Origin of the sequence: Planomonospora sp. ID91781, assembly GCF_015711595.1 — a bacterium.
GTDB classification, from domain to species: Bacteria; Actinomycetota; Actinomycetes; order Streptosporangiales; family Streptosporangiaceae; genus Planomonospora; species Planomonospora parontospora.
On record NZ_JABTEY010000002.1, the window covers coordinates 1,599,834 to 1,621,431 of the forward strand.

Sequence of the window (21,598 nt, forward strand, 5' to 3'; positions counted from 1 at the left end):
GGCCCGCCGGTGGTCCCGGAGCCGCCCGGGGCCACCGGCGGGAGGGGCCGCGGCTCAGCCCGCGTCACGGCACGCCCGGTAGAAGTCGCGCCAGTCCTGGCGCTCCCGGACGACGGTCTCGAGGTACTCGCGCCAGACGACGCGGTCGGAGACCGGGTCCTGGACCACCGCTCCGGCGATCCCGGCGGCCACGTCCGAGGGGCGGAGCACGCCGTCGCCGAAGTGGGCGGCCAGGGCGATGCCGTTGGTGATGACGGAGATCGCCTCGGCGGTGCTGAGGGTGCCGCTGGGCGACTTGACCTTGGTCCGGCCGTCCTCGGTGACGCCGGTCCGCAGCTCCCGGAAGACCGTGACGACGCGGCGGATCTCCTCCAGGCCGGTCAGCGTCTCGGGCAGCTCCAGGGAGCGGCCGAGCTGCTCCACCCGGCGGGAGACGATGTCCACCTCCTCCTCGGCGGTGGCCGGCACCGGCAGCACCACGGTGTTGAACCTGCGGCGCAGCGCGCTGGACAGGTCGTTGACGCCGCGGTCACGGTCGTTGGCGGTGGCGATGACGTTGAACCCGCGCGCGGCCTGGACCTCCTCGTTCAGCTCCGGGATCGGCAGCGTCTTCTCCGACAGCACGGTGATCAGCGCGTCCTGCACGTCGGAGGGCATCCGGGTCAGCTCCTCGACGCGGGCGATCCGTCCCTCGGCCATCGCGCGCATCACCGGGCTCGGGGTGAGCGCGTCCCGGGACGGGCCCTCGGCCAGCAGCCGGGCGTAGTTCCAGCCGTAGCGGATCGCCTCCTCGGCGGTGCCCGCCGTGCCCTGGACGAGCAGCGTGGAGTCACCGCTGACCGCGGCGGCCAGGTGCTCCGAGAGCCAGGTCTTGGCGGTGCCGGGCACGCCGAGCAGCAGCAGCGCCCGGTCGGTGGCCAGCGTCGCCACCGCCACCTCCACGATGCGGCGGGGCCCGATGTACTTCGGGGTGATCCGGTCGCCGTCTCCGAGGATGTAGGTGGTCACCGCCCACGGCGACAGCTTCCAGCCCGGCGGCCTGGCCCGGTCGTCGTCCTTGGCCAGCACCGCCAGCTCCTCGGCGTACTGGTCCTCGGCGTGGGCGCGCAGCACCGTCGTCATGGGATGAGCTCCTTCAGCATGTCGTCACGGAAACGCAGGAGGGCGGCGACCTCCTGGATGGGGGGTTCGAGCGAGAGGCGCTCGGCCAGGCCGTGCAGGGCGGGGTCGGCGCGCTCGCCGGCCAGCCTGGCCAGCTCGCCGACGTTCCACGGCTGGGTGCCGGACAGGTCGATGATCTTCTGCAGCACGGCCCGGGTCAGTGCGGGCCCCCAGGGGGCGGCGGCGCCGCCGAGGACCATGATGAGCTGCCCGTCCAGGCCGTGGCCCCGGACGAACCCGGCGGCCACGGCCTCCTGCTCCTCGCGGGGCAGTACGGCCAGCAGGTCGGCGAGCGGGTCCCTGGCGAACAGCTCCCGCGCCCATTCGGAATCGAGCTGGAGCACGGTCGCCCTGACCCATCCGGCGGTGACCTCCCGCTCCCAGTCGGGGATCTTCGCGCGGACCAGCTCGCCCGGCGGGCGGCCGAGCAGGGCGGGCCACACCCGCAGCGGGGTGCGGGCCACCAGCTGCTGCAGCCACCAGCTCCTGGCGCCGGTGCCGTGCGGCGGCCGGGACCGGATGCCGTCGCGCTCCATCGCGGCGTCGCACTCCTCCGGCGGGTCGACCAGGATCCGGCGGCCCGCCGCGGTGAAGCAGCGGGCGGCCCGCTCGGCCATGCGCCGCGCCAGCCGGGAGTCCGGCAGCCGGGTGAGCAGGTCGGCGGCCTGGTGCCGGACCTCGCGGCGGCGGTCGTCGAGCGCGGCCTCCAGGAACGGCTCGTCCTCGGGACCGAGCCCGTCGGCGAAGATCTCCAGGAAGGCCGCCCGGTCGTCGGGGGTCTCCTTCTCCCAGGCCGCCGCGAGCAGTTCGCGGGCGGCGGCGGGGTCGGCGGCCCGCAGCGCGGCCAGGTGGGCGCGGCGGTCACCGGGTGTGCCCAGCTCCCACTCCTCCGGCCTCGGCCGGGCCGCCCCGGCCTCCTGGTCCAGGAAGTCCCAGGCCGGGTTGAGCCGGGCCAGCCAGCGGCCCCGCCGCCCGGCGAGGACGGCGGCGTAGGGCCGGATCGAGCGGTCGCGGGCGGCGTGGTCCAGCAGGTCGGGCAGCAGGTGCGCCGGGACCCGGCGGCCGAGCCCGGCGGCGGTCCGCAGCCACTCGGTGAGCAGTCTGCCCTGCTCGCCGCCGAGGATCCGGGCCAGCCGGTCGCCCGCGGCGCGCGGGACGGCGGGCTGCTCCTCGGCCGGGGCGGGCTCCAGCGGCTCCCCGGGGCGGGGCCGCCGCCCGGCGCGGGCCCGCACGGTGTGCACCGCGGCCTGCGCCAGCAGCTCCGCCGCCGGGTCCGCCGCGCCGGGCGGCGGCCTGCGGTCGGTGCCGACGAGGGCGGTGGAGACCAGCTCCTCCCAGGAGGTCGCGACGCCGGTCGCGGGGGTGCTCAGCGGTGTGTTCGCGGGAGTGCTCACAGCACGACCAGCCCTTCCTCGTTCCAGGCGGCGAGCGGCAGCAGGCCGCGCGGGGTCCACTCGGCGGCGACGGTCAGCGGGTGCCCGCCCGAGACGGCGAGTAGCCGCCAGGGCACGCCCGCCGACGGGTGCAGCGGGAGCCCGCCGTCCGGGCCGCCGAGCAGCCACCCGCCGTCCCGCACCGGGGCCACCCGGTCGAGCACGAGCGGCCACGAGTCGAGCCAGGGATCACCCGCCAGGGCCGCCGCCACCTCCGCGAGGGCCTCCTCCAGGGAGGAGCCGGGCGGCGCGCCCGCGGAGACCGCGCCGTGGCGCTCCGCGACCAGGGCGCGGAGCGGCGCCGAGCCGGGGTAGAACGCCAGGCCGGCGTCCATCGTGGTGCCGGTGACCAGGGAGGCGTCCAGCGCCTGCCCGGCGGGGGCGAAGGAGAGCACGAGCGCGGCCCTGCCGGTCGTCCTGCCGCGCAGCCACACCCGCCGCGTGGTCAGCCGGTCCTGCTCCTCGTCGCGCCGCCCGAGCACGTCCCACCGGTCGCGGACCGTCTCGCCGGCGAGCACCTCCTCCTTGGCGACGGGGAAGCCGATCCGCGTGCGCACGGTCTGCCGCAGCCCCGCGCCGAGCGCGTCCGGCGCCCCCTCGGGGACCGCGCGCCGGTGGGCGGTGAGCAGGAGGTGGATCAGGGAGTATTCGCCGAGGAGGCGGGCGGGCCAGTCCTCGGCCGTCAGGACGGAGCCGAGGCGGGAGACTGTCCCCGCGACCCCGGGGGCCTGCGCGTCGACCAGGCGCTTGACCAGCCCGTCCCACTGGTCGTGCCGCCGTGCCCCCGCCAGTCCCTGTCTGACCTGGTCGGCCAGCCAGCGCTCCAGCTCCTCCAGGCCGGCCGCGACCCGCTGCTCGCGCTGCCCGGCCCGCTTCGGATCGGGAGCCGGGTCGCTCCGCTCGGCGCGGGCGGGCCTGGCCGCGCGGGCACGGCGCTGGTCCAGCCACTCGGCCGTCCAGTCGGCGGGCTCGGCGGCGTCCGGGACGCCGCCGGCCGACCAGAGCAGCAGCAGGCCGAGGGCGTGCTTGCACGGGAACTTCCTGCTCGGGCAGGTGCACTTGTAGGCGGGCTCGGTCAGGTCGACGCAGGCCCGGTAGGGTTTGGAGCCGCTGCCCTTGCACTCGCCCCACACCGCGTCGGCGGTGACTCCGACGCCCGACCACTTGCCGGGCGAGGAGACCCCCTGGGCCGCCTTCTGGGACGGGGCGTCGGGCGCGAGCGCGAGCACCTGGTCCCGGTTCCACCGTTCGATCACGTGCCGCACGCTATCGGGGCGCCCCGACAAAACCTCCGATCATGGTTCCGGACGCCCTCACCGCCGCGCTTCCCGCCGCGTGCCCGTCCCGGACGCCCTCACCGCCGCACTCCCCGCCGCGTGCCCGTCCCGGACGCCCTCACCGCCGCCTGCCCGTCCCGGGCGTGCCCGGCCCCGGTCCCGTCCGTCCTCCGGGACCGGGGCGGCGACGGCCTAGGATCGGTGCGGTGACGACGTCTTCCCGCCCTCCGCTCGCCGAGGCCCTGGACCTGCTGCCCCATCCCGAGGGCGGCTGGTTCCGGGAGACCTGGCGCACCTCCTGCGACCTCGCCCCGCCCGGGTACGGCGGGCCGCGCGCCACCGCCACCGGGATCTACTTCCTGCTGGAGCCCGGCGAGGAGTCGCGCCCGCACGTGGTCCGCTCCGACGAGGTGTGGCTCTGGCACCGGGGCGGGCCGCTGACCCTGGTCCTGGGCGGTCACGAAGGCCAGCCGGTCCGCACGGTGACGCTCGGCCCGGGGGTGGAGGACGGCCAGGTCCCGCAGGCCCTGGTCCCCGGCGGCACCTGGCAGGCCGCCCGCCCCGCCGGGGACCAGGGCGTGCTGGTGAGCTGCGTCGTCTCCCCCGGCTTCGACTTCGCCGACTTCCGCATGGCGGACTGACGCGCCGGAGACGGCGCGGTTCCCCCGCTCAGGCGACGAAGCCCCTGAAGCGCGCGACCTCTTCGTCGCCGTGGTGGACGACGACCTCGGTGGGCCCGACCAGGCTCTGGTGCACCGCCGCGCGCACCGCCGAGCCGTCGGGCAGCTCGCCGCGGAGGGTGAAGTCCCCTGCCGCCCTGGCGCGGTCGGCCTCCCGGCCGTCGATCAGGAGCACCCAGGTGGCGTGGACCGGTCCGGTGCCGCCCGTCACCGAGACCGTGTGGCCGCCGATCTCGACGCTGTGGTCGTCTCTTGTCAGGCTCATGGCCCTTTCGCTGCCCGGACGGCCCCGCCGTTAACTCCGCGGCTCCCGCCCCGTTCCGGTTTCCGCGCCCGGCCGGAGCGGAGGTGACGGGCCGCCGGAGTACGGGGAGAATGCGGGCACACGCCCTAAGAAGGAGGTCAACGGTGACCCTCGACATCTTCTCCGTCGTCGGCGGCAAGGAAGCCACCGGCGGCGCGGCCTACGACTCGATCAACCCCTCCCGGGTGGACGAGGTCGTCGCGCGCGTCCACCTGGCCGACGCCGGCGCGTTCGCCGCCGCCTGCCGTACCGCCGCGGCCGCGCAGGCGGAGTGGGCGCGGGTGCCCGCGCCGGTGCGGGGACGGGTGATCGCCTCGGTCGGGCGGCTGGTGGAGGCCAACGCCGAGGCGCTGGCCCGGCTGGTCACCCGGGAGATCGGCAAGCCGTACGCCGAGGCGCTGGGCGAGGTCCGGGAGATCGTCGACACCTGCGACTTCTTCCTGGGCGAGGGGCGGCGGCTCTACGGGCAGACCGTCCCCTCGGAGATGCCGGACAAGAGCCTGTTCACCTTCCGGGTCCCCGTCGGGGTGGCGGCGGTGGTCACCGCGGGGAACTTCCCGGTCGCGGTGCCGTCGTGGTACCTGGTCCCGGCGCTGCTGTGCGGCAACGCCGTGGTGTGGAAGCCCGCCGAGTACGCCGCGGCCTCCGCGCACGCGCTCTACCGGCTGCTGGCCGCGGCGGGGCTCCCGGACGGCGTGCTGAACCTCGTCCTGGCCGACGGTGAGCAGACCTTCGCGGGGCTGGAGACCGCCCTGGAGGAGGGCACGGTGCACAAGGTCGGGTTCACCGGTTCCAGCGGGGTCGGCAGGAGGATCGGCGAGCTGTGCGGGCGTCATCTGCAGTCGCCGTGCCTGGAGCTGGGCGGCAAGAACCCGATGGTCGTCATGCCGGACGCCGACCTGGACCTGGCGGTGGAGGGCGCGCTGTTCGCCGGGTTCGGCACGGCCGGGCAGCGCTGCACGTCGCTCGGGACGGTGATCGTGCACGAGAGCGTGCACGGCGAGTTCCTCGCCCGATACACGGCGGCCGTGGCCGGGGCGGAGATCGGCGACCCGGCCGGGGAGGTGCTCTGCGGGCCGCTGCTGGACCACAGGTTCGCCGAGCGCTACGAGGAGTACCTCGGCTGGATCGAGCCGCACCACACGGTCGTCTCCGGCCCGGTCGGCCGGATCACGCCGGAGAACCCCCGGGGCGGCTTCACCGGCTCCGGCGGCCTCTACTACCACCCGGTGGTCGTGGACGGCGTGCGCGCCGGCGACCGGCTCTTCCTGGAGGAGACGTTCGGCCCTATCGTGGGCGTGACCTCCTTCGGCACGCTGGAGGAGGCGATCGCGCTGGCCAACCGGCCCGGGTACGGGCTCTCGTCGTCGATCTACACCACCGACCCGAAGGCGGCCTTCCGGTTCCGCGCGGGCGTCGGCGCGGGCATGGTCAGCGTCAACAACTCCACCTCGGGAGCCGAGGCGCACCTGCCCTTCGGCGGGAACGGCAAGTCGGGCAACGGCAGCCGCCAGTCGGGCGTGTGGGTGCTCGACCAGTTCACCCGCTGGCAGGCGATGAACTGGGACTACTCCGGCCGCCTGCAGAAGGCCCAGATGGACGTCGCCGAGATCGTCCCCGACCCGGGCTTCCGCCTTTGACCCCCGCTCCGGCCCGCGGGAAGCCCGAGGACGGGTGGGGCCGTCGGGCCTGCGCGGGCCGGTGACCGGGGCCCGGCCGTGACGTTCCGCGAGGTCTTTACCGTTTCGCGGGGTTCCCCCCATCATGATCGCGGCATGCCCTCAGAGGGCGACCCCGACGGGGTCGTCCCGACCGCGGGGGCCGCGTGCTGCGGCGCGGCCCCCGCGGATCCACCGCCACCCGCGAGACCCGCCCCCGGTGATCGCAGCTCCCGGACCGGCCTCCGGGCAGAGCACTCCCGGACCGGCCGGAGGCACTCCCGGACCGGCCGGAGCGGCCCGGGAGGCGGTCGGCGCGGCCGCCCCGGAGGCGGTCAGTAGAGCGGGACGGGCGGCTTGCGCGGGACGGGGGAGTACAGCGTCTCCACCGGCGGGCGACCGAAGCCCGCGTCCACCCGCGCGGCGGCCGGCCGCAGGCGTCCCCCCTGCGGGAAGGCGCTCACCTTGGAGGCTCCGCAACCGGGGCAGTCCACCCCCGACCACGGGGGCTGGACCGGCTCCCCCGCCTGGGTCCAGATCACGGCCTCGTGGCCGCGCTCGTCCGCCGTGTGGCGGACGGCGTACTCCTCCTGCCAGACGCGCCCGCAGCACTGGCACTCCAGCGACCACACCTCATGCGTGGTGAACTCGTCGCGCACGTGAACCACCCCCGTTGGTGACGGTGACGACCCATTCGAGTCTTGCCCTCTTTCCCCCATAAGGGCAAGTAGACAGCGATATCGATTCGCTCTTTCTCACTTATTGAGACGATACCTCTCATTTATTGAGACAGGTGCTACGGTTGATCCACTCGATCGAAGGAGTGGTCATGGCCACGAAGGACGCCGTCTACACCCACGGGCACCACGAGTCGGTGCTGCGCTCCCACCGCTGGCGCACCGCGGAGAACTCCGCGGCGTACCTGCTCCCCCACCTGTCACCGGGGATGTCGCTGCTGGACGTCGGCTGCGGTCCCGGCACCATCACCGCGGACCTGGCCGAGCGGGTCGCGCCGGGCGCCGTCACCGCCGCCGAGGTCACCGCCGAGGCGCTCGGCCTGGCCCGCGCCGAGGCGGAGCGGCGGGGTACGGCCGGCATCGGGTTCGCCGTGGCCGACGTGCACGCGCTGGACTTCCCCGACGACTCCTTCGACGTCGTCCACGCCCACCAGGTGCTGCAGCACGTGGGCGACCCGGTCCAGGCGCTGAAGGAGATGCGGCGGGTCTGCCGGCCGGGCGGGATCGTCGCGGTCCGCGACAGCGACTACGCCGCCTTCACCTGGTTCCCCGAGCTGCCCGAGCTGGACGAGTGGCTGGACCTCTACCAGCAGGTCGCCCGGGCCAACGGGGGCGAGCCGGACGCGGGGCGCAGACTGCTGTCGTGGGCCCGCGCCGCCGGCTTCACCGACATCACCGCCACCTCCTCCACCTGGTGCTTCGCGACGCCGGAGGACCGGGAGTGGTGGGGCGGCATGTGGGCCGAGCGGATCCTGAAGTCCGACATGGCCCGCCAGGCCCTCGAGTCGGGCGCCGCGACCGAGGAGCGGCTGCACCGCGTCTCCGCGGGCTGGCGGACCTGGGCCGCCGCGCCGGACGGCTGGCTGTCGCTGCTCCACGGGGAGCTGGTCTGCCGGGCCTGACCCTCCGTCAGGCCCGGCGGAGCGCCGGGGTGCGCGGCCGCGGGGCGGCGGCCGCGCACCGGGGCGGAGGTCAGGATCCCTGGGTGATCCTCACGTTGTCGACGCCGGCCTCCACCAGGGAGGCTCCCGAGGCGTCGGCCGCCTCGACGAGGATCCGCACGGTCTGCCCGGCGAAGGCGGAGATGTCCGCCGTCGCCGTCGCCCACGCGCCGTCGCGGTCGGTGGCCGCGCCGAGCTGCTGGAACACCTGGGTCGTCCCGGACGGGCCGACGACCTTCACCCTCAGGTAGTCGGCGCTGGAGGAGTTGGAGCCGTGCGCCAGGTACCACGACAGCGACAGGTTCAGCGTCCCGCCGCTCGGCAGGGCGATCTCCGGTGAGCGGATGCTCGTGACGCCGCCGTCGATGTCGTAGGCGCCGGCCGAGGAGCCCGCCAGGCGGCCGGTGACCAGGTCGTTGACGCCGCTGACCGTGGTGCCGAGCTGCTTGGTCCCGCTGGAGGAGGTGGCCGCCGGGTCACCGCGCTCCCACTGGCCGGAGGTGGCGGTGTCGGTGCCGGACGGGTTCGCCGTCCAGCCGGTCGCCGTCTCGAAGTCGTCGGAGTAGACCGCCGTCGGCGGCGGGCCGGAGGAGCAGTACTGCGCCTCCTTGCCGGTGATCCGGTAGACGCAGTCGGAGTACTCCAGGAAGCGCAGGACCGCCTCCCTGTTCCGGGTCGTCTGCGGGCCGATCTGCTCGTCGGGCGGGTAGAAGCCCGGCGACGCGCTCGTCGGGTACATCTCGAAGGTATAGCTGAAGATCTTGTGGACGCCCCACATCCAGTCGTCGATCGAGCCGTCGGTGATGTAGAGGTCGCTCGCCTGCTGGGGGGTGTAGCCGTTGGTGGAGGCCATGTTCCGGCCCAGTGCCTCGAAGGCGTCGTGGTCGTCCTGGGTGAGCCCGGGCGCGGTGTCGTTGTAGGTGTAGCCGTACGGCCACAGGATCAGCTCGCCGTAGGTGTGCCAGTCGATGTGCGACCTGATCTGCTGCACGCCGCCGACGACCCGGCTGTTCACCCAGTCGGCGACCGCCCTGACCTCGGGGGCGGAGGCGGCCGAGGGTCCGCGGTAGGTGTCGCTGGACGCCGAGCCGGAGGAGCCGCCGCAGCAGCCCCACTGGAAGGCCCAGTTGCGGTTCAGGTCGGTGCCGACGTAGGACGAGCCGGAGTTGGGCTGCCGGTTCTTCCGCCAGGAGCGGTAGGAGCCGGTCGCGATGTCGTACTCGCCGCCGTCGGGGTTGAGGTCCGGCATGATCCAGATCTCGCGGCCGTTCACCAGGTTCGTGATGCGGCTGTCGCCGCCGTAGCCGTCGGTGAGCATGTTCATGATGTGCAGCGCCATCTCGACGGTCAGGTGCTCCCGGGCGTGCTGGTGGTGGGTGAACAGCACCTCGGGCTCGGCCTCGTCGGTGGCGACGTTGTCGCTGATCTTCACGGCGATCAGGTCGCGGCCCTCGTACGAGGTGCCGTAGCTGATCTTCCTGGCGATGGTCGGATGGTCGGCGACGATCTTGTTCACCGCCGCGGTCATCTCGGCGTAGTTGTGGTACGCCGAGTCGGCCGGCGGGAAGTCGGCCAGCGACTTCGGCGGCGGCGCGGGCGCCTCGAGCTTCGTGACGGTGTAGCCGAGCCTCTCGATCTCGGCGACCTCGGCCTCGGTCGCGGTGACCACGACCGAGGCGGGGTCGACCTGGTCGATCGCGGCACCGGTGGCCGCGACCGCGCTGCGCTGCCGGGAGTCGCTCGGACCCTCGACCTTGTACCGGCTGTTGGGCGGCGGCTCGGCGGAGGCTCCCACCCCGGTCGCGCCGAGGCACAGCAGCGCCAGGGCGGCGATCCCGACGGTCAGACGGCGTCTCACCCGTATCCTCCTCAGACGCGTTGTCGGGGGGTTGTCACGCGTCTGAACCGAGGGTCAGGCAAGTCGGCCGGTTAGCAAAGACCCAAACACCACATCATGCGGGAGTTATGGCCGCCGGATCCCGGCGGCCGGGGACCCCGGGCGCCCGGACCCCCGGCGCCCGGAAGGCGCGCAGCCGGAAAGCGCCGCAGCCCGGAAGGCGCCGGGACTCAGAAGGCGACCTCGAACCAGAGGGTCCTGAGCCCCTGCGGGTCGCCCTCCCGGATCCCCCAGCGGGCGGCCAGCAGGTCGACCAGGAACATGCCGCGCCCGCTCTCCGCCTCGGGCTCGTTGCGCACGTGCGGCGCCGAGTGCCCCGAGCCGGCGTCGCTCACCTCCACCAGCACGGCGTCCGGACCCACCGCCACCGTCATCGCCACCCGTCCCCCGCCGCCCGAGCCGGAGTGGACCACCGAGTTGGTGACGACCTCGCTGACGAGCAGCGTCACGTCGTCACAGGCCGGATGGGACTCGCCCAGCAGCTCCCTGACGCGGCGCCGGGCCAGGGCCACGGACTCCGGCACGCCATGGAGGGTGACCGTGGATCGGGGTGGAACGGTCTGCTGCCCGGTCGTCATGATCGCCTCATTCCCCGGTGGATGCATTCCCATGCGGACGCCGCTCTGGGATGGCACACTCACTCACGGTGAACCTTTCTATCAAGGACTGCAACAGCTCATATTGAAATTCCACAGTTTCTACCGCCGGCAGATCGGAGGTTCGGGTGTGGCGTCCCGGAGAAGTCCCACCGCCCGGCATCGCCGCCTGATGGCCGAGCTGAACCGTCTGCGAGAGAACAGCGGCCTGTCACGGGTGGAGGTGGCCGAACGGATCGGCTCCACCGACACCACCATCTGGAGGTACGAGACGGGCCTGACCCGTCCCAAGCCGACGGACGTGGCGGCCCTCACCACCGTGTACGGCGTGACCGGGCAGGAGCGCGACTCCCTGGTCCAGATGGCCAGGGAGGCCCGGCAGCGGGGATGGTGGCACCGCCACCGCCAGGCCCTCAAGCCCGGTTTCGACTCCTACATCGGGCTGGAGGCCGAGGCCTCGGTCGTGCGGTCCTACGAACCGCTCGTCGTTCCCGGCCTGATGCAGACCGAGCCGTACGCCCGTGCCGTCATCGAGGCGACCTCCATCACCCACACCCCCTCCGAAGTGGATGAGAAGGTCTCCGTGCGCATCTCGCGCCAGCGGTTGCTGCACGGCTCGAGTGACCCGATCCAGCTCGTCGCGGTGCTCGACGAGGCGGTCCTCCGGCGCCGGGTAGGCGGCCGCGAGGTGATGCGCGAGCAGCTGGAGCGGCTGGTCGACCTCGGCAGGCTGCCCAACGTGGAGATCCGGGTGATCCCGTTCTCCGCGGGGGCGCACGCCGCGGTCGACGGCAAGTTCTGCCTGCTCAGCTTCCCCGAGCCCGAAGATCCCGACCTGGTCTACCTGGAGCAGGCCGCGAGCGGGCTCGTTCCGGAGGATCCGGAGGAGGTGCGCCGGTACACCCTGATGTTCGGAAGCCTGACAGCGATGGCCTTCGGCACCGAGGCGTCGGCGGCCTTCATCGCCCAGGTGGCGAAAGAGTTGTGAAGAACCGATACGAAGAGGAGAAATGCGGGTGTCCACTGTGGATCCGTCCCGCGTCATGTGGCGCAAGAGCAGTCTCAGCACCGGAGGCGACTGCGTGGAAGTGGCCGTCGTGCCCGGTGACCCGGCCCTGGCCGCGCACAAGGCCGAGGCCGATGAGCTCTACCTCGTGCGCGACTCCAAGGACCCGAACGGTCCGGCGCTGGCGTTCACCCAGAGCGAGTGGGACGCCTTCGTCGGAGGCGTGAAGGCCGGCGAGTTCGACTGACATATCCCCGGGGGAACCGGACTCCGGTTCCCCCGGGGCCTTTTTCAGCCCGGCCTGCGGTCGCCGCCGTCGTAGCCCAGCACGCGCATCGCGGTCTCCGGATCGAGCGCGGCGGCCAGGAGCTGGGCCCGCTCCACCGCCCGGTCGCGCTCCGTCTCCGCCCTGGCCCGGGCGGCCTGGACGGCCCGGACCGCCAGGAAGGCGATCCCCGCCAGCACGCAGGCGATCACCGCCGCGGCGAACGCCGCCATGGAGGCGCCCCGCCCCGCCTCACCGGCCAGGCCCGCCGCCGTGCTGATCCTCCCGCCGGTGAGGGCGTCCGCGCCGAGCAGCGTGAACGCGGCCAGCGCGACCAGGCTGGCGGCGACCACCGCGAACCGCCGCAGCCCCCGCCGCCGCTTCGGGCCCTTGCGGACCTCTCCGGCCGCGTGCTCCTCCGGCGGCTCCCCCGCCCCGTACCGCGGCTTCCCGTCTCGCCGCGGCTCCGCTCCGCCGGGCCGCACCGGACCGGATGCCGGCGGCGCCGACGGTGTCGGTGAGGGCTCCGGGCGGTCCTCCGCCCACGGCACGAACTCGGGTCCCGCCGGAGCGGTCCCGGCGACGGCCGGGGAGCCGTGGCCGTTGCCCGTCACGATCGCGCCCTGGACCAGCGCGGCGGGTTCGAGCCGGGGCACGACCGCCGGGACGGGCAGATCGCGTGCCACGCGGCTGTGCTCGCGGTGCGCCCGGGCCGCCTCCAGGTGGTACTCCTCGATCTCGGCGTAGAAGTCGTCCGAGGCGTAGACCGAGCCGTCGACCAGCGGCCCCCGGCGCTGCTCCAGGACCGCCACCACGTCGTCGCCGTTCAGCGTCTTGTCCGTCTCCAGCGCGTGGGCGAGGCAGAGGACCTCCCGCCGGTGCTCCCGCAGCAGTTCCTCGGTCCGCTCCAGCAGCCGCACCAGGTTGTACTCGATGCGCTCGCCGAGGACGTCCGGGACCTTGATCCCCTTCCCGCCGCCCGCCGGCCGGGCGCCGCCGGCCCCGCCGGGCTTCGGCAGGGACTTGCCGCCCATGATCTCCAGCTCCTGCAGGGCGGGCACCGACGTGACCCCGCGGCCCATCCCCCAGTGCGCCTCCATCAGCGCGGTGAGGTAGGTGGCCGAGTACAGGTCCCCCGAGACGCCGGAGGAGTTGTCCTCGGCGAAGAACATCCGCTCCCCCGCCAGCGAGGCGAGCGAGACCATGATGTCGGCCTCGTGCTCGGACTTCCACCGGGTGAACTGGTCCTCGGGCTTGATGCTCGCGACCATGCCGAGGTAGTCGGCGCCCTTCTCGATCGTGGCGATGTCGATCTCGAGGTGGTAGCGGGTCCGGTAGGCGGCCACCGCGTGGCACGCCTCGTGCACGGCCACCGCGTGCCGCTCGCGCTCGATGTACTCCACGTCCTCGGGCGGGCCGAGCTGCTTGAGCCGCTTGGCCCGGGTCACGTCGGACCAGGTGATGACCTCCCGGCCGTCCCGGATCGCGGTGATCAGCGACTCGTTGACCAGGTCCTTGATCGTGGCGCCGGTGGCGTAGGGCGTGATGGTGGCCAGCTTGTCCAGCTGCTCGTCGGTCAGCTCGTGCCGGACCTTGTCGAAGTAGCCCCGGTAGGTGCGGACCCGGCCCGCCTTGGAGGGGTAGCCGACCTTGTAGATGCGGTCGATGCGGCCCGGACGCAGCAGCGCCTCGTCCAGCGAGTTGGGCATGTTGGTGGCCATCATGACGAGGATCCGGTACTTCGGCGGCGGCTTGGGCCGCATGCCGAGCAGCCGCCGGACGTGCCGGTTGACGATGCCGCGCGGCTTCTTCAGGCCGGACAGCTCGGTCAGCAGCGCCTGCAGGGTGCCGGGGTCGCCGCCGCCGCCCATGTTCCCGCCCATGAAGAAGCGGTTGCGGCCGGTCTCCGGCTCCGCCGTACCGGCGCGGGAGCCCGCCCGGTGGAGCAGCCACCGGGTGTCCTCCGACAGGTAGCCGAAGCCGTGGCAGCCGCCGGAGTGCGGGGAGAAGCCGGGGCCGCCCCGCGGTCCCTGCTGGGCCAGGGAGCCGCGCCGGCCGAGGGAGTCGGCCTCGTCGAAGAAGACGATCACGCCGCCGTAGCGCAGGGAGAGCTTGCGGAGCTTGCGGAAGAGCGACTTCACCTTCAGGATGCCGATGCCCATGAACATGTTGACGAAGGCGCCGGGGTCGACGAACACGTACGGCTTGCCGGTCTCCCCCGCCACCGCCTCGGCCATCAGGGTCTTGCCGGTGCCCGGCGGCCCCCACAGCAGCAGGCCGCTGGGCACGTAGCCGCCGCGCTCCTCGATCTCGTCCGGCCGCTCCAGGAAGACGATGTTCTCCTTGACCCGCTCGACCACGTGGTCCTGGCCCCAGACGTCGGAGAAGCGGGTCGTGATGTCGTCGGGGAAGTAGGTCTCCACCCCGCCCCGAGACAGCAGCCAGAACAGGCCGATGAACTGGAAGGCGATGAAGAAGAACGCGAAGGCCAGCTGCGCGACGTACGGCAGCGCCTGCCAGAGCAGCGCGGGGGCCTGGAAGAGCGCGATGGCCGGCGAGGTGTCCAGCACCTCGCCGAGGACGAGCGCCAGCACCGCGATCCAGAACAGCCACTTGATGGCGCGGGCCATCCGGAAGCGGTTCCAGTCGGAGAAGCGGCGGTGGCTCCAGCGCTCGAAGCCGCCGAACACGCCGCGGGTCCAGAACCGGTGGTAGCCGGCGGAGCGCTCGCTGACCAGGAAGTGCAGCTGCCGCAGCAGCTCGGCGCCGAGCAGCCAGAAGATCCACGGAGCCTCGTACGCGACGTTGAGCGTCCCCTCCTGGAACGTCATGTTGCCCTCGTTGGCCGCCATCTGGTTCCAGACCAGGACGAGGTAGACGACCGTCAGGACGAGGACGAACTTGATCCGGTCCCACAGCGGCATGCGCTTGCGGGTCTCGGCGCGCGGATCGGTCGGGCCGGTGCCGGGCGGGCGCAGGCCCTCGGGGTGCGGGGACGGGGGCGGCTTCATCTCCATAGGCGGGCTGCTCCTCACCCGATGGCTCGCTTGACCTTGAAGGACTGGGTGACCCTGTCGAGTTCCGCGGCGCGCTCGCGGTAGCACGCCGCCGAGCAGCGGACCAGCATCGTGGAGAGCCGCTGCCCGTCCTCGCTCAGGTAGGAGGTGAGGTCGAAGGTCTGCACCCCCGCGCCCTGCACGGCGTAGTTGAACCGCACGTGCACCCCGCGCACCCCGTCGCCGGGGTGGAGCACCTCGTCGGCCAGGAGCTCGAAGCCGGTCAGCGGGTAGCCGGGGATCTGCTCCGCCCGGGCGCGCACCTCCTCGGAGACGGGCAGGATCACGTCGCGCATGCCGTTCAGGGAGAGCTCGTCGAGCTCGGAGGGCAGCAGTTTGGCGACCCGGGCGAAGACGAAGGGCTCGTCGGAGGGGCCCAGGCCGTACAGGTGCTGGACGGCGGGCTCGGCGTGGGCGTCGTAGGCGATCGACCAGACGAGCTGCTTGCGGACCCGCGCGGTGGCCGACTCGGGGTCGCTCCGCTCCAGGGCCGCGTCCAGGGTCTTCTGGTCGATCTGCCGCCAGACGGCCGGGACCTTGAAGTAGGTCCGGCCGTCGCCGTCGTGGACGTAGGTGAACTCGGGACTTGCGCATCCTGCGGCCAGGGCGGCGACGAGCGCCACCGGTGTCGCGGCGAGCCGCGCCCTTGAACTTCGCACCAGGGCTGTACCTCCGCTTTGCGGGTCGGCAAGAGATTCGTGCCCGTTTTTTGAGTATCCCTCCCATTCTCTGGTCGGCAATCTTGGAAATCTTGACCAAATCTTGGTGATGGATCGGCTCTATTTGTTACGGAGTGTCGGCGGAGTGGTTATAACGGGCGTATCCCCGGCGCACGACCACGTCGTCGCGGGCGGCTCGCAGGGCACCGGCCCCGGAGGACCGCCGAGGGCCAGTGCTTCACGAGTGCTTCACGAGGGCTCCGCCGGGGGTGGCGCCCGGACACGGCTCCGGTTGTGCGATCTTGGACTGTGCCGGACGGCGCGGGTCCACGCTCCCGGAGAGCGGCGGTTCCGGCGTCCTCGGTGATTTCTCGGCGGGATGTTCATATATGTCGTGACTATTGGCGGGAAGGAGCTACCGCTCACCGCGGAACCGGCCAAGGATGGAGGGATCGCGGCGCCGCCCGTCGCGTCCGTCCCCGACCGGCCGACCGGAGCACCCATGGACGAGTACCTTGACGACACCGCTCCCGACCGCCGGGCTCGTGGATTGGAGATCATGAAGCAGGTTCACGGTGACGACGATCCCGCAGGCGTCCCCGGCGACTTCTTCGGCATGACAGTCGAGCACCTGTTCGCCGAGGTCTGGTCCCGCGACGGGCTGAGCCTCCGCGACCGGCGGCTGCTCCTGCTCGGCCTGCTCGTCGGGCAGGGGATGGACGGCGACGTCGAGCTCCAGCTCGACGCGGCGCTGCGCACCGGGGAGCTGACCCCGGACGAGCTCCGCGAGATCGTCATCTTCCTGACCCACTACGCCGGCTGGCCCCGGGGGGCCCGGCTCAACGTGCAGGTCGAGGAGCTGCTCAGCCGGTTCATGAAGGACTGACCGGCGGGGCGCCGGGGCTCACTGCCCGTGCTCGAGGAGCCGCCGCAGCAGCCCTCCGGCCTCCCGCCGGCCGGTCCGGACCCGGGCCGCGATCTCCTGCCCGACCGCGCCGGCCACCGACCACGGCAGCTCCACCAGGCGCGCCGGGCGGAGCGCGGACCCCAGCGCCGAGACGATCACCGCGGCCCCCACCGCCCCGGCCCGGCCCGCCGTGTGCAGGAACAGCGGCGTGCCCACCTCGTCGGCGAACCGCTCCGCACCGATCTTCGCCTGCGTGAAGGCCTCGAGGAGGAACTCCATCGGCGGCGGCTCCGGCCGCCCCTCCCACGCCTCCAGGAAGCGCCGCGCACCGGGACCCTGCCGGGCGCCCGCGGCGGAGTCCTCCCGTACGGCCTCGGCCAGGCCGTCCAGCTCCTCGGCCAGGATCTCCGCGTGCAGGCGGCGCGCGACCGCCAGGACCGTGACCGTCAGCTCCGGGCCCGGCCCGGGACCTCCCGGCCCCACCGGGAGCGGGCCGCCCGGCTCCACCGGCCCGGAACCGTCCGACTCCACCGGGAGCGGGCCGCCCGGCTCCACCGGGCCCGGGCCGTCTGCTTCCCTCCCTGCGTCCAGGAAGGCGAGCTCCCGCTCGATCCGCTCGCGATCGCCGTCGAAGCGCGCCGCCAGCTCGTCGGCGAACCTCCCGCCGACCGCGACGGCGCGCAGCCCCCGGTACGCCTCCTGCGGGGACAACCCGAGCTGCAGCAGGCGCGCCGGGTCGAGTACGGCCTGCACCATCCGGGTCGCCCCGTCCAGGCGACCCCAGATCCAGTCGTTCACCCGCCAGGACTTCTTGTAGAAGGCGCCGAACTGGCCGAGCTTGGTCCCGGCGAGTTTCCCCGGCCCCTCATCACCGCCGCCGAAGGGGTTCGGCGTCCGGGCGCTGATCTGCTGGAGGACGACCTCCTGCTCCACCTCCGGCGGCTCACCGGCGACGGCGAGCCGGCAGACGCCGACGGCGAGCATCCGGCGGAGCGCCGCGGCGGGCGACGCCGTCCCCTCCCCGGGGACCAGCTCGGCCAGCAGGTCCCGCAGGCGCCCGGCCTCGCAGGCGGCGGCCGGGACCGTGGCCCGCGACGTCCCCGGCCGACGAGCCGGGCCCTCCCCGCCGACCCCGCCCGCGGCGCGCCAGAGGTCGTCGCGGGCCCCGGTCAGCACGGCGGCGATCCGCAGCGCGATCCCGCCCCGCCGCGCGGCCGCCTCCGCCGCCGCCGACGGCCTGCCCTCGGACGTCGTCCGGGCCGTCGCCCCGGCCAGCCAGCCGTACAGCACGCGCCGGCGGTGGCGCGGATCGGGCGGCGGCGAGGGGAGCGACCGGGCGCGCCCCGCCCAGGCACCCTCCTCCTCCCGGCGTGCCTCCGCCAGGTCCGCGAGCGCGTCGTGGAGTTCGCGCCTGCGCTCCCGGAGCCTGCGGCGGAGCTCCCGGTCGGACAGCGGCGCCAGCCAGATGGCGCGCTTGAGGACGTCGACGGCGATCTCGCCCACCTGCTCGATCGCTTCGAAGCCCCAGTCCCAGTCCGCGGTGGCCGGATCGTCTCCGGGCAGCCCGGCGGGCACCTGGCGGACCACGTCGTGCGCCCCGGCGCACGCGGCCAGTGCGGCCTCGAAGTCGTCCCTGCGCCAGCCCGCCGCCCGCTCCCCCGCACGGACGGCGGCGGCGTGGATCCGGGTGGCCTCGCGGCGCGTCTGCGCCCGCGCGTACTCGGGCATGAGCCTGGCGGCGAGCGCGCAGTCCAGTACCCCCAGCAGGGCCGGCCGCTCCGCCCGGCGCCCGCGCACGCGTGCGTTGCTCTCCTCGATCCGCCTGAGCTCCTCGGCCACCGACTGCTCGAAGGGCAGCCGGAACAGGGCCTCCAGGACGTCCCCGAGCACCGGCGGGGCGTCGTGGCGGGCGGGCTCCTCCGGGCCGGCCGGCGCGGGCGCGGGGTTGACGTACATCAGCAACCGCCGTACCTGGCGTTCCGCCGGCTGCCGGTAGATCGCCGCCAGCGCCGGCTCCACGGGCCGGTTCAGCAGGACGCCGCCGTCCAGGACGTAGCGGCTCGGGGCGAAGGAGGCGACCGCGGGCCGGGCTCCGGCCGCGCCCAGGTCGGGGTGGAGCCCGTCCGGCCCGCGGTCGCCGACCGGCGCGAACCCCGGCTCGAAGGCGACGGGGAACGAGGACGTACACCGGGCGGCGAGCGCCAGCCGGTGCACGACGTCGTGGGAGAAGTGGAACGGGTCCTCCTCCGGCCGCGTGCCCGCGTCCCGGGCGAAGCGGAACATCCCCGCCGAGTCGATCTCGGTGACGGGACTGCCGAAGTCGTCGTGGAACGGCACGTGCTCGCCGTTCATCAGGGTGCCCGTGATCATGAGGTCGATCGGCCGGTCGCGCGGCGGGACGTACCGGTCCGGCCGCCGGTGGGCGGGGACCAGCCGGTCGAAGGCCCCGGCGAGCTCCGGCAGGAGGTGGCCGTCACCGCGCAGCAGGGAGGGCCGGTGCGGGGACGCGGGGCTGCGGAGCAGCCGCACCAGCGACCCCGTGTCGGCCCACACCCGGCCCAGCGGCCGCAGGTCGGCCCGGTACACCTGGGCGTACGCCAGCGCGGCGCCGTTGATCCCCCCGGCCGACGTGCCCGTGATCACGTCCACCCGGGCCGTCGCGCCCACCAGTTCCAGCAGGCCCCGGTACACCTCCCCGGCGGCCTCGCGCTCCTCACGGGCCGTACGGGCTCCGCGGGCCTTCCGGGTCCCGCGGGCGTCGGGCGAGCTCAGGGCCAGCCGGTTGATCTCGTTCGTCACCCCGCCCATCCACACCGCGAGGCTGACGCCGCCGTTCATCACGACGGCGATCCGGATGTCCTCACGGTCGTCGTCCGGGACGACGGCAGAGGGTGTGTTCCGTGCTCCCATCGCGCTCCCCGGATCGGTCCTGCCCTGCCTCGCGACCGGTTCCATGACAGCGCCCGGCGGGAGCGCCGCCTCTGAGACCCGGCCGGTCCGCCCGGAAAGCCGACCGGATCGGAACCCGGATTTCACCTCCCCTTTGCCCGGCCCCGGCTCCCCGGCTCCCGGCTCCCCGGCTCCCCGGCTCCCGGCGGGACGGGGCCCGGCTCCGGCGCCACGCCTCCACCGCGTCCTCCGCCCCTCCTCCCACCGGTTCACGGAGAGGCCGCGTTCCGGTCCTCGCGGCGCGGGCGGGGTCCTCCCGGGGCCCGCGGGCGGCCTTTCAATAGACTGCGGGCATGCCTTCCGCACTGATCACGGGCGCGACCGCCGGCATCGGCGCCGCGTTCGCCCGCCGCCTGGCCGCCGACGGTTTCTCCCTCGTCCTGGTCGCCCGCGACGAGAAACGCCTCCTCGCCCGCGCCGAGGAGCTGCGCCTGCGCTACGGGGTGGAGACCGAGGTCCTCCCCGCCGACCTGGCGAGCGAGGAGGGCCTGGCCGCGGTCGAGCGGCGGCTGCGCGAGGGTGTCGACCTGCTGGTCAACAACGCCGGGTTCGGCCTGCGCGGCCCGTTCCTCGACGTCCCGGTCGCCGACGAGCTGCGCATGCTGAAGGTGCACTGCGAGGCGGTGCTCCGGCTGACGCTGGCGGCCCTGCCGGGGATGCGGGAGCGCGACCGGGGCGCGGTGGTCAACGTGGCCTCGGTGGCGGCCTTCTTCACCCGCGGCACCTACAGCGCGTCGAAGGCGTGGGTGGTCAACTTCAGCGAGTCCGCGGCCACCGAGCTGGACGGCGGCCGCGTCCGGGTGATGGCGCTGTGCCCGGGCTTCGTCCGCACCGAGTTCCACGAGCGCGCCTCGATGAACGTCTCCGGCATCCCCGGCTTCCTGTGGCTCTCGGCCGACGACGTCGTCGACGAGGCCATGCGTGATCTGGCCCGGGGCGTGCGGGTGAGCGTGCCCGACCTGCGCTACAAGGCCATCGTCGCGGTCGGCAGGCTCCTGCCGCTCAACCTGACCTCCCGGATCTCCCGAAGCATCGGCCGGAAGTAGCCGGGGCCCGGAGACCCGGGCCCCGGCGGGCGGCCGGATCCGTTCAGGGTTTGCGGCCCACTCCCCCCGCGATGCAGACGCCGCCCAGCCCGAGGGGGGTGCGGACCGGCTGTTCGGGTCTCCACTCGGGAAGGTGGACCACTCCCGGTTCGACCAGTTCCAGGCCGTCGAAGAAGCTGAGGATCTCCGGCATGTCCCGGGCCCGGCCGGTGCCCAGCATCTTCAGCAGGACTCCTTCCAGGGCTCGGACCTCCGGTGCGCACGAGCAGAAGTGGGTGAGTTGCAGGTAACTGCCCGGTGCGAGTGCGGCTTTGTAGCGGTCGACGAGGCCGTGGGGGTCTTCGTCGTCTCCGAGGTGGTGGACCACGGCGACCATGAGGAGGCCGATCGGCCGGGACAGGTCGAGAAAGCCCTCGATCTGGGGATGGCGAAGGATCGTGTCCGGTCGGCGCATGTCGGCGGTGATGACGCGCGTGTCGTCGTTGGTCTGCAGGAGGGCTCGGGCGTGGGCGAGCACGATGGGGTCGTTGTCGACGTAGACGACTTTCGCACCGGGGTTGACGCGTTGGGCGACGGAGTGGGTGTTGTCCATGGTGGGCAGGCCTGAGCCGATGTCCAGGAACTGGTCGATGCCTTGTTCGGCCATGAATCTCACCCCGCGGAACAGCATCGCGCGGTTCTGCCGTGCGCCTTCGCCGCGGTCGGGGAAGTGGCGCATCCCTTCGGCTGCGACGGCCCGGTCGGCCGCGAAGTTGTCCTTGCCCCCGAGGAAGGCGTCGTAGACGCGGGCGATGCTGGGTTTGCTGGTGTCGATCTCCGGCGGCAGGTAGTCGGGGTCCTGGTGGTTCCATCGGAGTTCCTGGGCGCCGTCGTTCATGGTCCGCCTTCCGCCGTTTCCGGTTGATCACCGCTGATCGCGACTGGAGCATAGCCTGCGCGCAACACCCGGATAGAAACTTTCGGGGCAATTACGAAACATTCTGGCGAGGCTCCGTGCCGACGCGCGGTCCCGCCGGTCGTCTCCCT

18 protein-coding genes are annotated in these 21,598 nt (G+C 73.5%); 7 read left to right on the forward strand and 11 right to left on the reverse strand.

The annotated features are described in order from the left end of the window. Nucleotides 1-54: 54 nt before the first annotated feature. The 3 genes from HS048_RS26425 to HS048_RS26435 are packed head-to-tail and all read right to left on the reverse strand — an operon-like array spanning nucleotide 55 to nucleotide 3,850. Nucleotides 55-1,122, reverse strand: a complete 1,068-nt coding sequence (locus tag HS048_RS26425) for an AAA family ATPase (protein WP_068895698.1) — start codon at nucleotides 1,120-1,122, stop codon at nucleotides 55-57. Beyond that, entirely contained in the window at nucleotides 1,119-2,555 is a 1,437-nt protein-coding gene (locus HS048_RS26430) for a DUF5691 domain-containing protein (RefSeq protein ID WP_307832650.1), read from the reverse strand. Before HS048_RS26430 ends, HS048_RS26425 begins: the two co-directional genes overlap by 4 nt. Further along, complete coding sequence (locus HS048_RS26435) at nucleotides 2,552-3,850, reverse strand: SWIM zinc finger family protein (protein ID WP_196468997.1); 1,299 nt, start codon at nucleotides 3,848-3,850, stop codon at nucleotides 2,552-2,554. The genes HS048_RS26430 and HS048_RS26435 overlap by 4 nt, the downstream gene beginning before the upstream one ends. A 227-nt stretch (nucleotides 3,851-4,077) precedes the next feature. Here HS048_RS26435 and HS048_RS26440 point away from each other — a divergent pair, with 227 nt between their 5' ends. Beyond that, nucleotides 4,078-4,512 (forward strand): cupin domain-containing protein, encoded by a 435-nt coding sequence (locus HS048_RS26440; RefSeq protein WP_068895700.1) that lies wholly within the window; start codon nucleotides 4,078-4,080, stop codon nucleotides 4,510-4,512. Nucleotides 4,513-4,540: 28 nt separating this feature from the next. On the opposite strand, the gene HS048_RS26445 is transcribed toward HS048_RS26440, so the two are convergent. Next, complete coding sequence (locus tag HS048_RS26445; protein WP_068895702.1) at nucleotides 4,541-4,816, reverse strand: hypothetical protein; 276 nt, start codon at nucleotides 4,814-4,816, stop codon at nucleotides 4,541-4,543. A gap of 143 nt (nucleotides 4,817-4,959) precedes the next feature. Between HS048_RS26445 and HS048_RS26450 the strand changes: the two genes are divergently transcribed. Further along, the gene (locus tag HS048_RS26450) at nucleotides 4,960-6,495 is read left to right on the forward strand and encodes an aldehyde dehydrogenase family protein (protein WP_068895704.1); all 1,536 of its coding nucleotides are present in this window, start codon (nucleotides 4,960-4,962) and stop codon (nucleotides 6,493-6,495) included. 353 nt (nucleotides 6,496-6,848) lie between these two features. On the opposite strand, the gene HS048_RS26455 is transcribed toward HS048_RS26450, so the two are convergent. Continuing rightward, nucleotides 6,849-7,172, reverse strand: coding sequence for a hypothetical protein (locus HS048_RS26455; protein ID WP_068895706.1), 324 nt, complete (start codon nucleotides 7,170-7,172; stop codon nucleotides 6,849-6,851). A 170-nt stretch (nucleotides 7,173-7,342) separates the two neighbouring features. Between HS048_RS26455 and HS048_RS26460 the strand changes: the two genes are divergently transcribed. Beyond that, nucleotides 7,343-8,152 carry a class I SAM-dependent methyltransferase gene (locus HS048_RS26460; protein ID WP_068895708.1) on the forward strand — a complete coding sequence of 270 codons (810 nt, stop codon included), beginning with the start codon at nucleotides 7,343-7,345 and terminating at the stop codon, nucleotides 8,150-8,152. Nucleotides 8,153-8,222: 70 nt separating this feature from the next. Here the strand turns inward: HS048_RS26460 and HS048_RS26465 are convergent, their stop codons facing one another. Both HS048_RS26465 and HS048_RS26470 read right to left on the reverse strand, forming a co-directional pair. Beyond that, the gene (locus tag HS048_RS26465; protein ID WP_196468998.1) at nucleotides 8,223-10,049 is read right to left on the reverse strand and encodes a M14 family zinc carboxypeptidase; all 1,827 of its coding nucleotides are present in this window, start codon (nucleotides 10,047-10,049) and stop codon (nucleotides 8,223-8,225) included. A gap of 209 nt (nucleotides 10,050-10,258) precedes the next feature. Further along, the gene (locus tag HS048_RS26470; protein WP_196468999.1) at nucleotides 10,259-10,666 is read right to left on the reverse strand and encodes an ATP-binding protein; all 408 of its coding nucleotides are present in this window, start codon (nucleotides 10,664-10,666) and stop codon (nucleotides 10,259-10,261) included. A gap of 190 nt (nucleotides 10,667-10,856) precedes the next feature. On the opposite strand from HS048_RS26470, the gene HS048_RS26475 reads away from it, so the two are divergent. Together HS048_RS26475 and HS048_RS26480 are read left to right on the forward strand one after the other, a co-directional pair. Next, nucleotides 10,857-11,672, forward strand: coding sequence for a helix-turn-helix transcriptional regulator (locus HS048_RS26475; RefSeq protein ID WP_196469000.1), 816 nt, complete (start codon nucleotides 10,857-10,859; stop codon nucleotides 11,670-11,672). Between the two features lie 28 nt (nucleotides 11,673-11,700). After that, entirely contained in the window at nucleotides 11,701-11,937 is a 237-nt protein-coding gene (locus HS048_RS26480; RefSeq protein WP_373868869.1) for a DUF397 domain-containing protein, read from the forward strand. Between the two features lie 44 nt (nucleotides 11,938-11,981). Here HS048_RS26480 and HS048_RS26485 read toward each other — a convergent pair whose 3' ends face one another. Together HS048_RS26485 and HS048_RS26490 are read right to left on the reverse strand one after the other, a co-directional pair. Further along, the gene (locus HS048_RS26485; RefSeq protein WP_230881892.1) at nucleotides 11,982-14,972 is read right to left on the reverse strand and encodes an AAA family ATPase; all 2,991 of its coding nucleotides are present in this window, start codon (nucleotides 14,970-14,972) and stop codon (nucleotides 11,982-11,984) included. A gap of 14 nt (nucleotides 14,973-14,986) precedes the next feature. Continuing rightward, on the reverse strand, nucleotides 14,987-15,670 hold the full coding sequence (locus HS048_RS26490) for a hypothetical protein (RefSeq protein ID WP_153054129.1): 684 nt from the start codon (nucleotides 15,668-15,670) through the stop codon (nucleotides 14,987-14,989). Nucleotides 15,671-16,172: 502 nt separating this feature from the next. Here HS048_RS26490 and HS048_RS26495 point away from each other — a divergent pair. Beyond that, nucleotides 16,173-16,556, forward strand: a complete 384-nt coding sequence (locus HS048_RS26495) for a carboxymuconolactone decarboxylase family protein (protein ID WP_191896331.1) — start codon at nucleotides 16,173-16,175, stop codon at nucleotides 16,554-16,556. A gap of 18 nt (nucleotides 16,557-16,574) precedes the next feature. Here the strand turns inward: HS048_RS26495 and HS048_RS26500 are convergent, their stop codons facing one another. Next, nucleotides 16,575-19,487: a patatin-like protein gene (locus HS048_RS26500; RefSeq protein ID WP_196469001.1), complete on the reverse strand. Its 2,913-nt coding sequence runs from the start codon at nucleotides 19,485-19,487 to the stop codon at nucleotides 16,575-16,577. Nucleotides 19,488-19,819: 332 nt separating this feature from the next. Between HS048_RS26500 and HS048_RS26505 the strand changes: the two genes are divergently transcribed. Then, complete coding sequence (locus HS048_RS26505) at nucleotides 19,820-20,572, forward strand: SDR family oxidoreductase (protein ID WP_196469002.1); 753 nt, start codon at nucleotides 19,820-19,822, stop codon at nucleotides 20,570-20,572. Between the two features lie 43 nt (nucleotides 20,573-20,615). On the opposite strand, the gene HS048_RS26510 is transcribed toward HS048_RS26505, so the two are convergent. Then, complete coding sequence (locus tag HS048_RS26510; RefSeq protein WP_068895725.1) at nucleotides 20,616-21,449, reverse strand: SAM-dependent methyltransferase; 834 nt, start codon at nucleotides 21,447-21,449, stop codon at nucleotides 20,616-20,618. Nucleotides 21,450-21,598: the final 149 nt, after the last annotated feature.

What these genes read in the sequence shown, in the direction of transcription:
- HS048_RS26500 (WP_196469001.1), bottom strand. Translation starts at nt 19,487, where the DNA reads ATGGGAGCACGGAACACACCCTCTGCCGTCGTCCCGGACGACGACCGT.
- HS048_RS26460 (WP_068895708.1), top strand. Translation starts at nt 7,343, where the DNA reads ATGGCCACGAAGGACGCCGTCTACACCCACGGGCACCACGAGTCGGTG.
- HS048_RS26445 (WP_068895702.1), bottom strand. Translation starts at nt 4,816, where the DNA reads ATGAGCCTGACAAGAGACGACCACAGCGTCGAGATCGGCGGCCACACG.
- HS048_RS26485 (WP_230881892.1), bottom strand. Translation starts at nt 14,972, where the DNA reads ATGGAGATGAAGCCGCCCCCGTCCCCGCACCCCGAGGGCCTGCGCCCG.
- HS048_RS26495 (WP_191896331.1), top strand. Translation starts at nt 16,173, where the DNA reads ATGGACGAGTACCTTGACGACACCGCTCCCGACCGCCGGGCTCGTGGA.
- HS048_RS26425 (WP_068895698.1), bottom strand. Translation starts at nt 1,122, where the DNA reads ATGACGACGGTGCTGCGCGCCCACGCCGAGGACCAGTACGCCGAGGAG.
- HS048_RS26475 (WP_196469000.1), top strand. Translation starts at nt 10,857, where the DNA reads ATGGCCGAGCTGAACCGTCTGCGAGAGAACAGCGGCCTGTCACGGGTG.
- HS048_RS26470 (WP_196468999.1), bottom strand. Translation starts at nt 10,666, where the DNA reads ATGACGACCGGGCAGCAGACCGTTCCACCCCGATCCACGGTCACCCTC.
- HS048_RS26505 (WP_196469002.1), top strand. Translation starts at nt 19,820, where the DNA reads ATGCCTTCCGCACTGATCACGGGCGCGACCGCCGGCATCGGCGCCGCG.
- HS048_RS26510 (WP_068895725.1), bottom strand. Translation starts at nt 21,449, where the DNA reads ATGAACGACGGCGCCCAGGAACTCCGATGGAACCACCAGGACCCCGAC.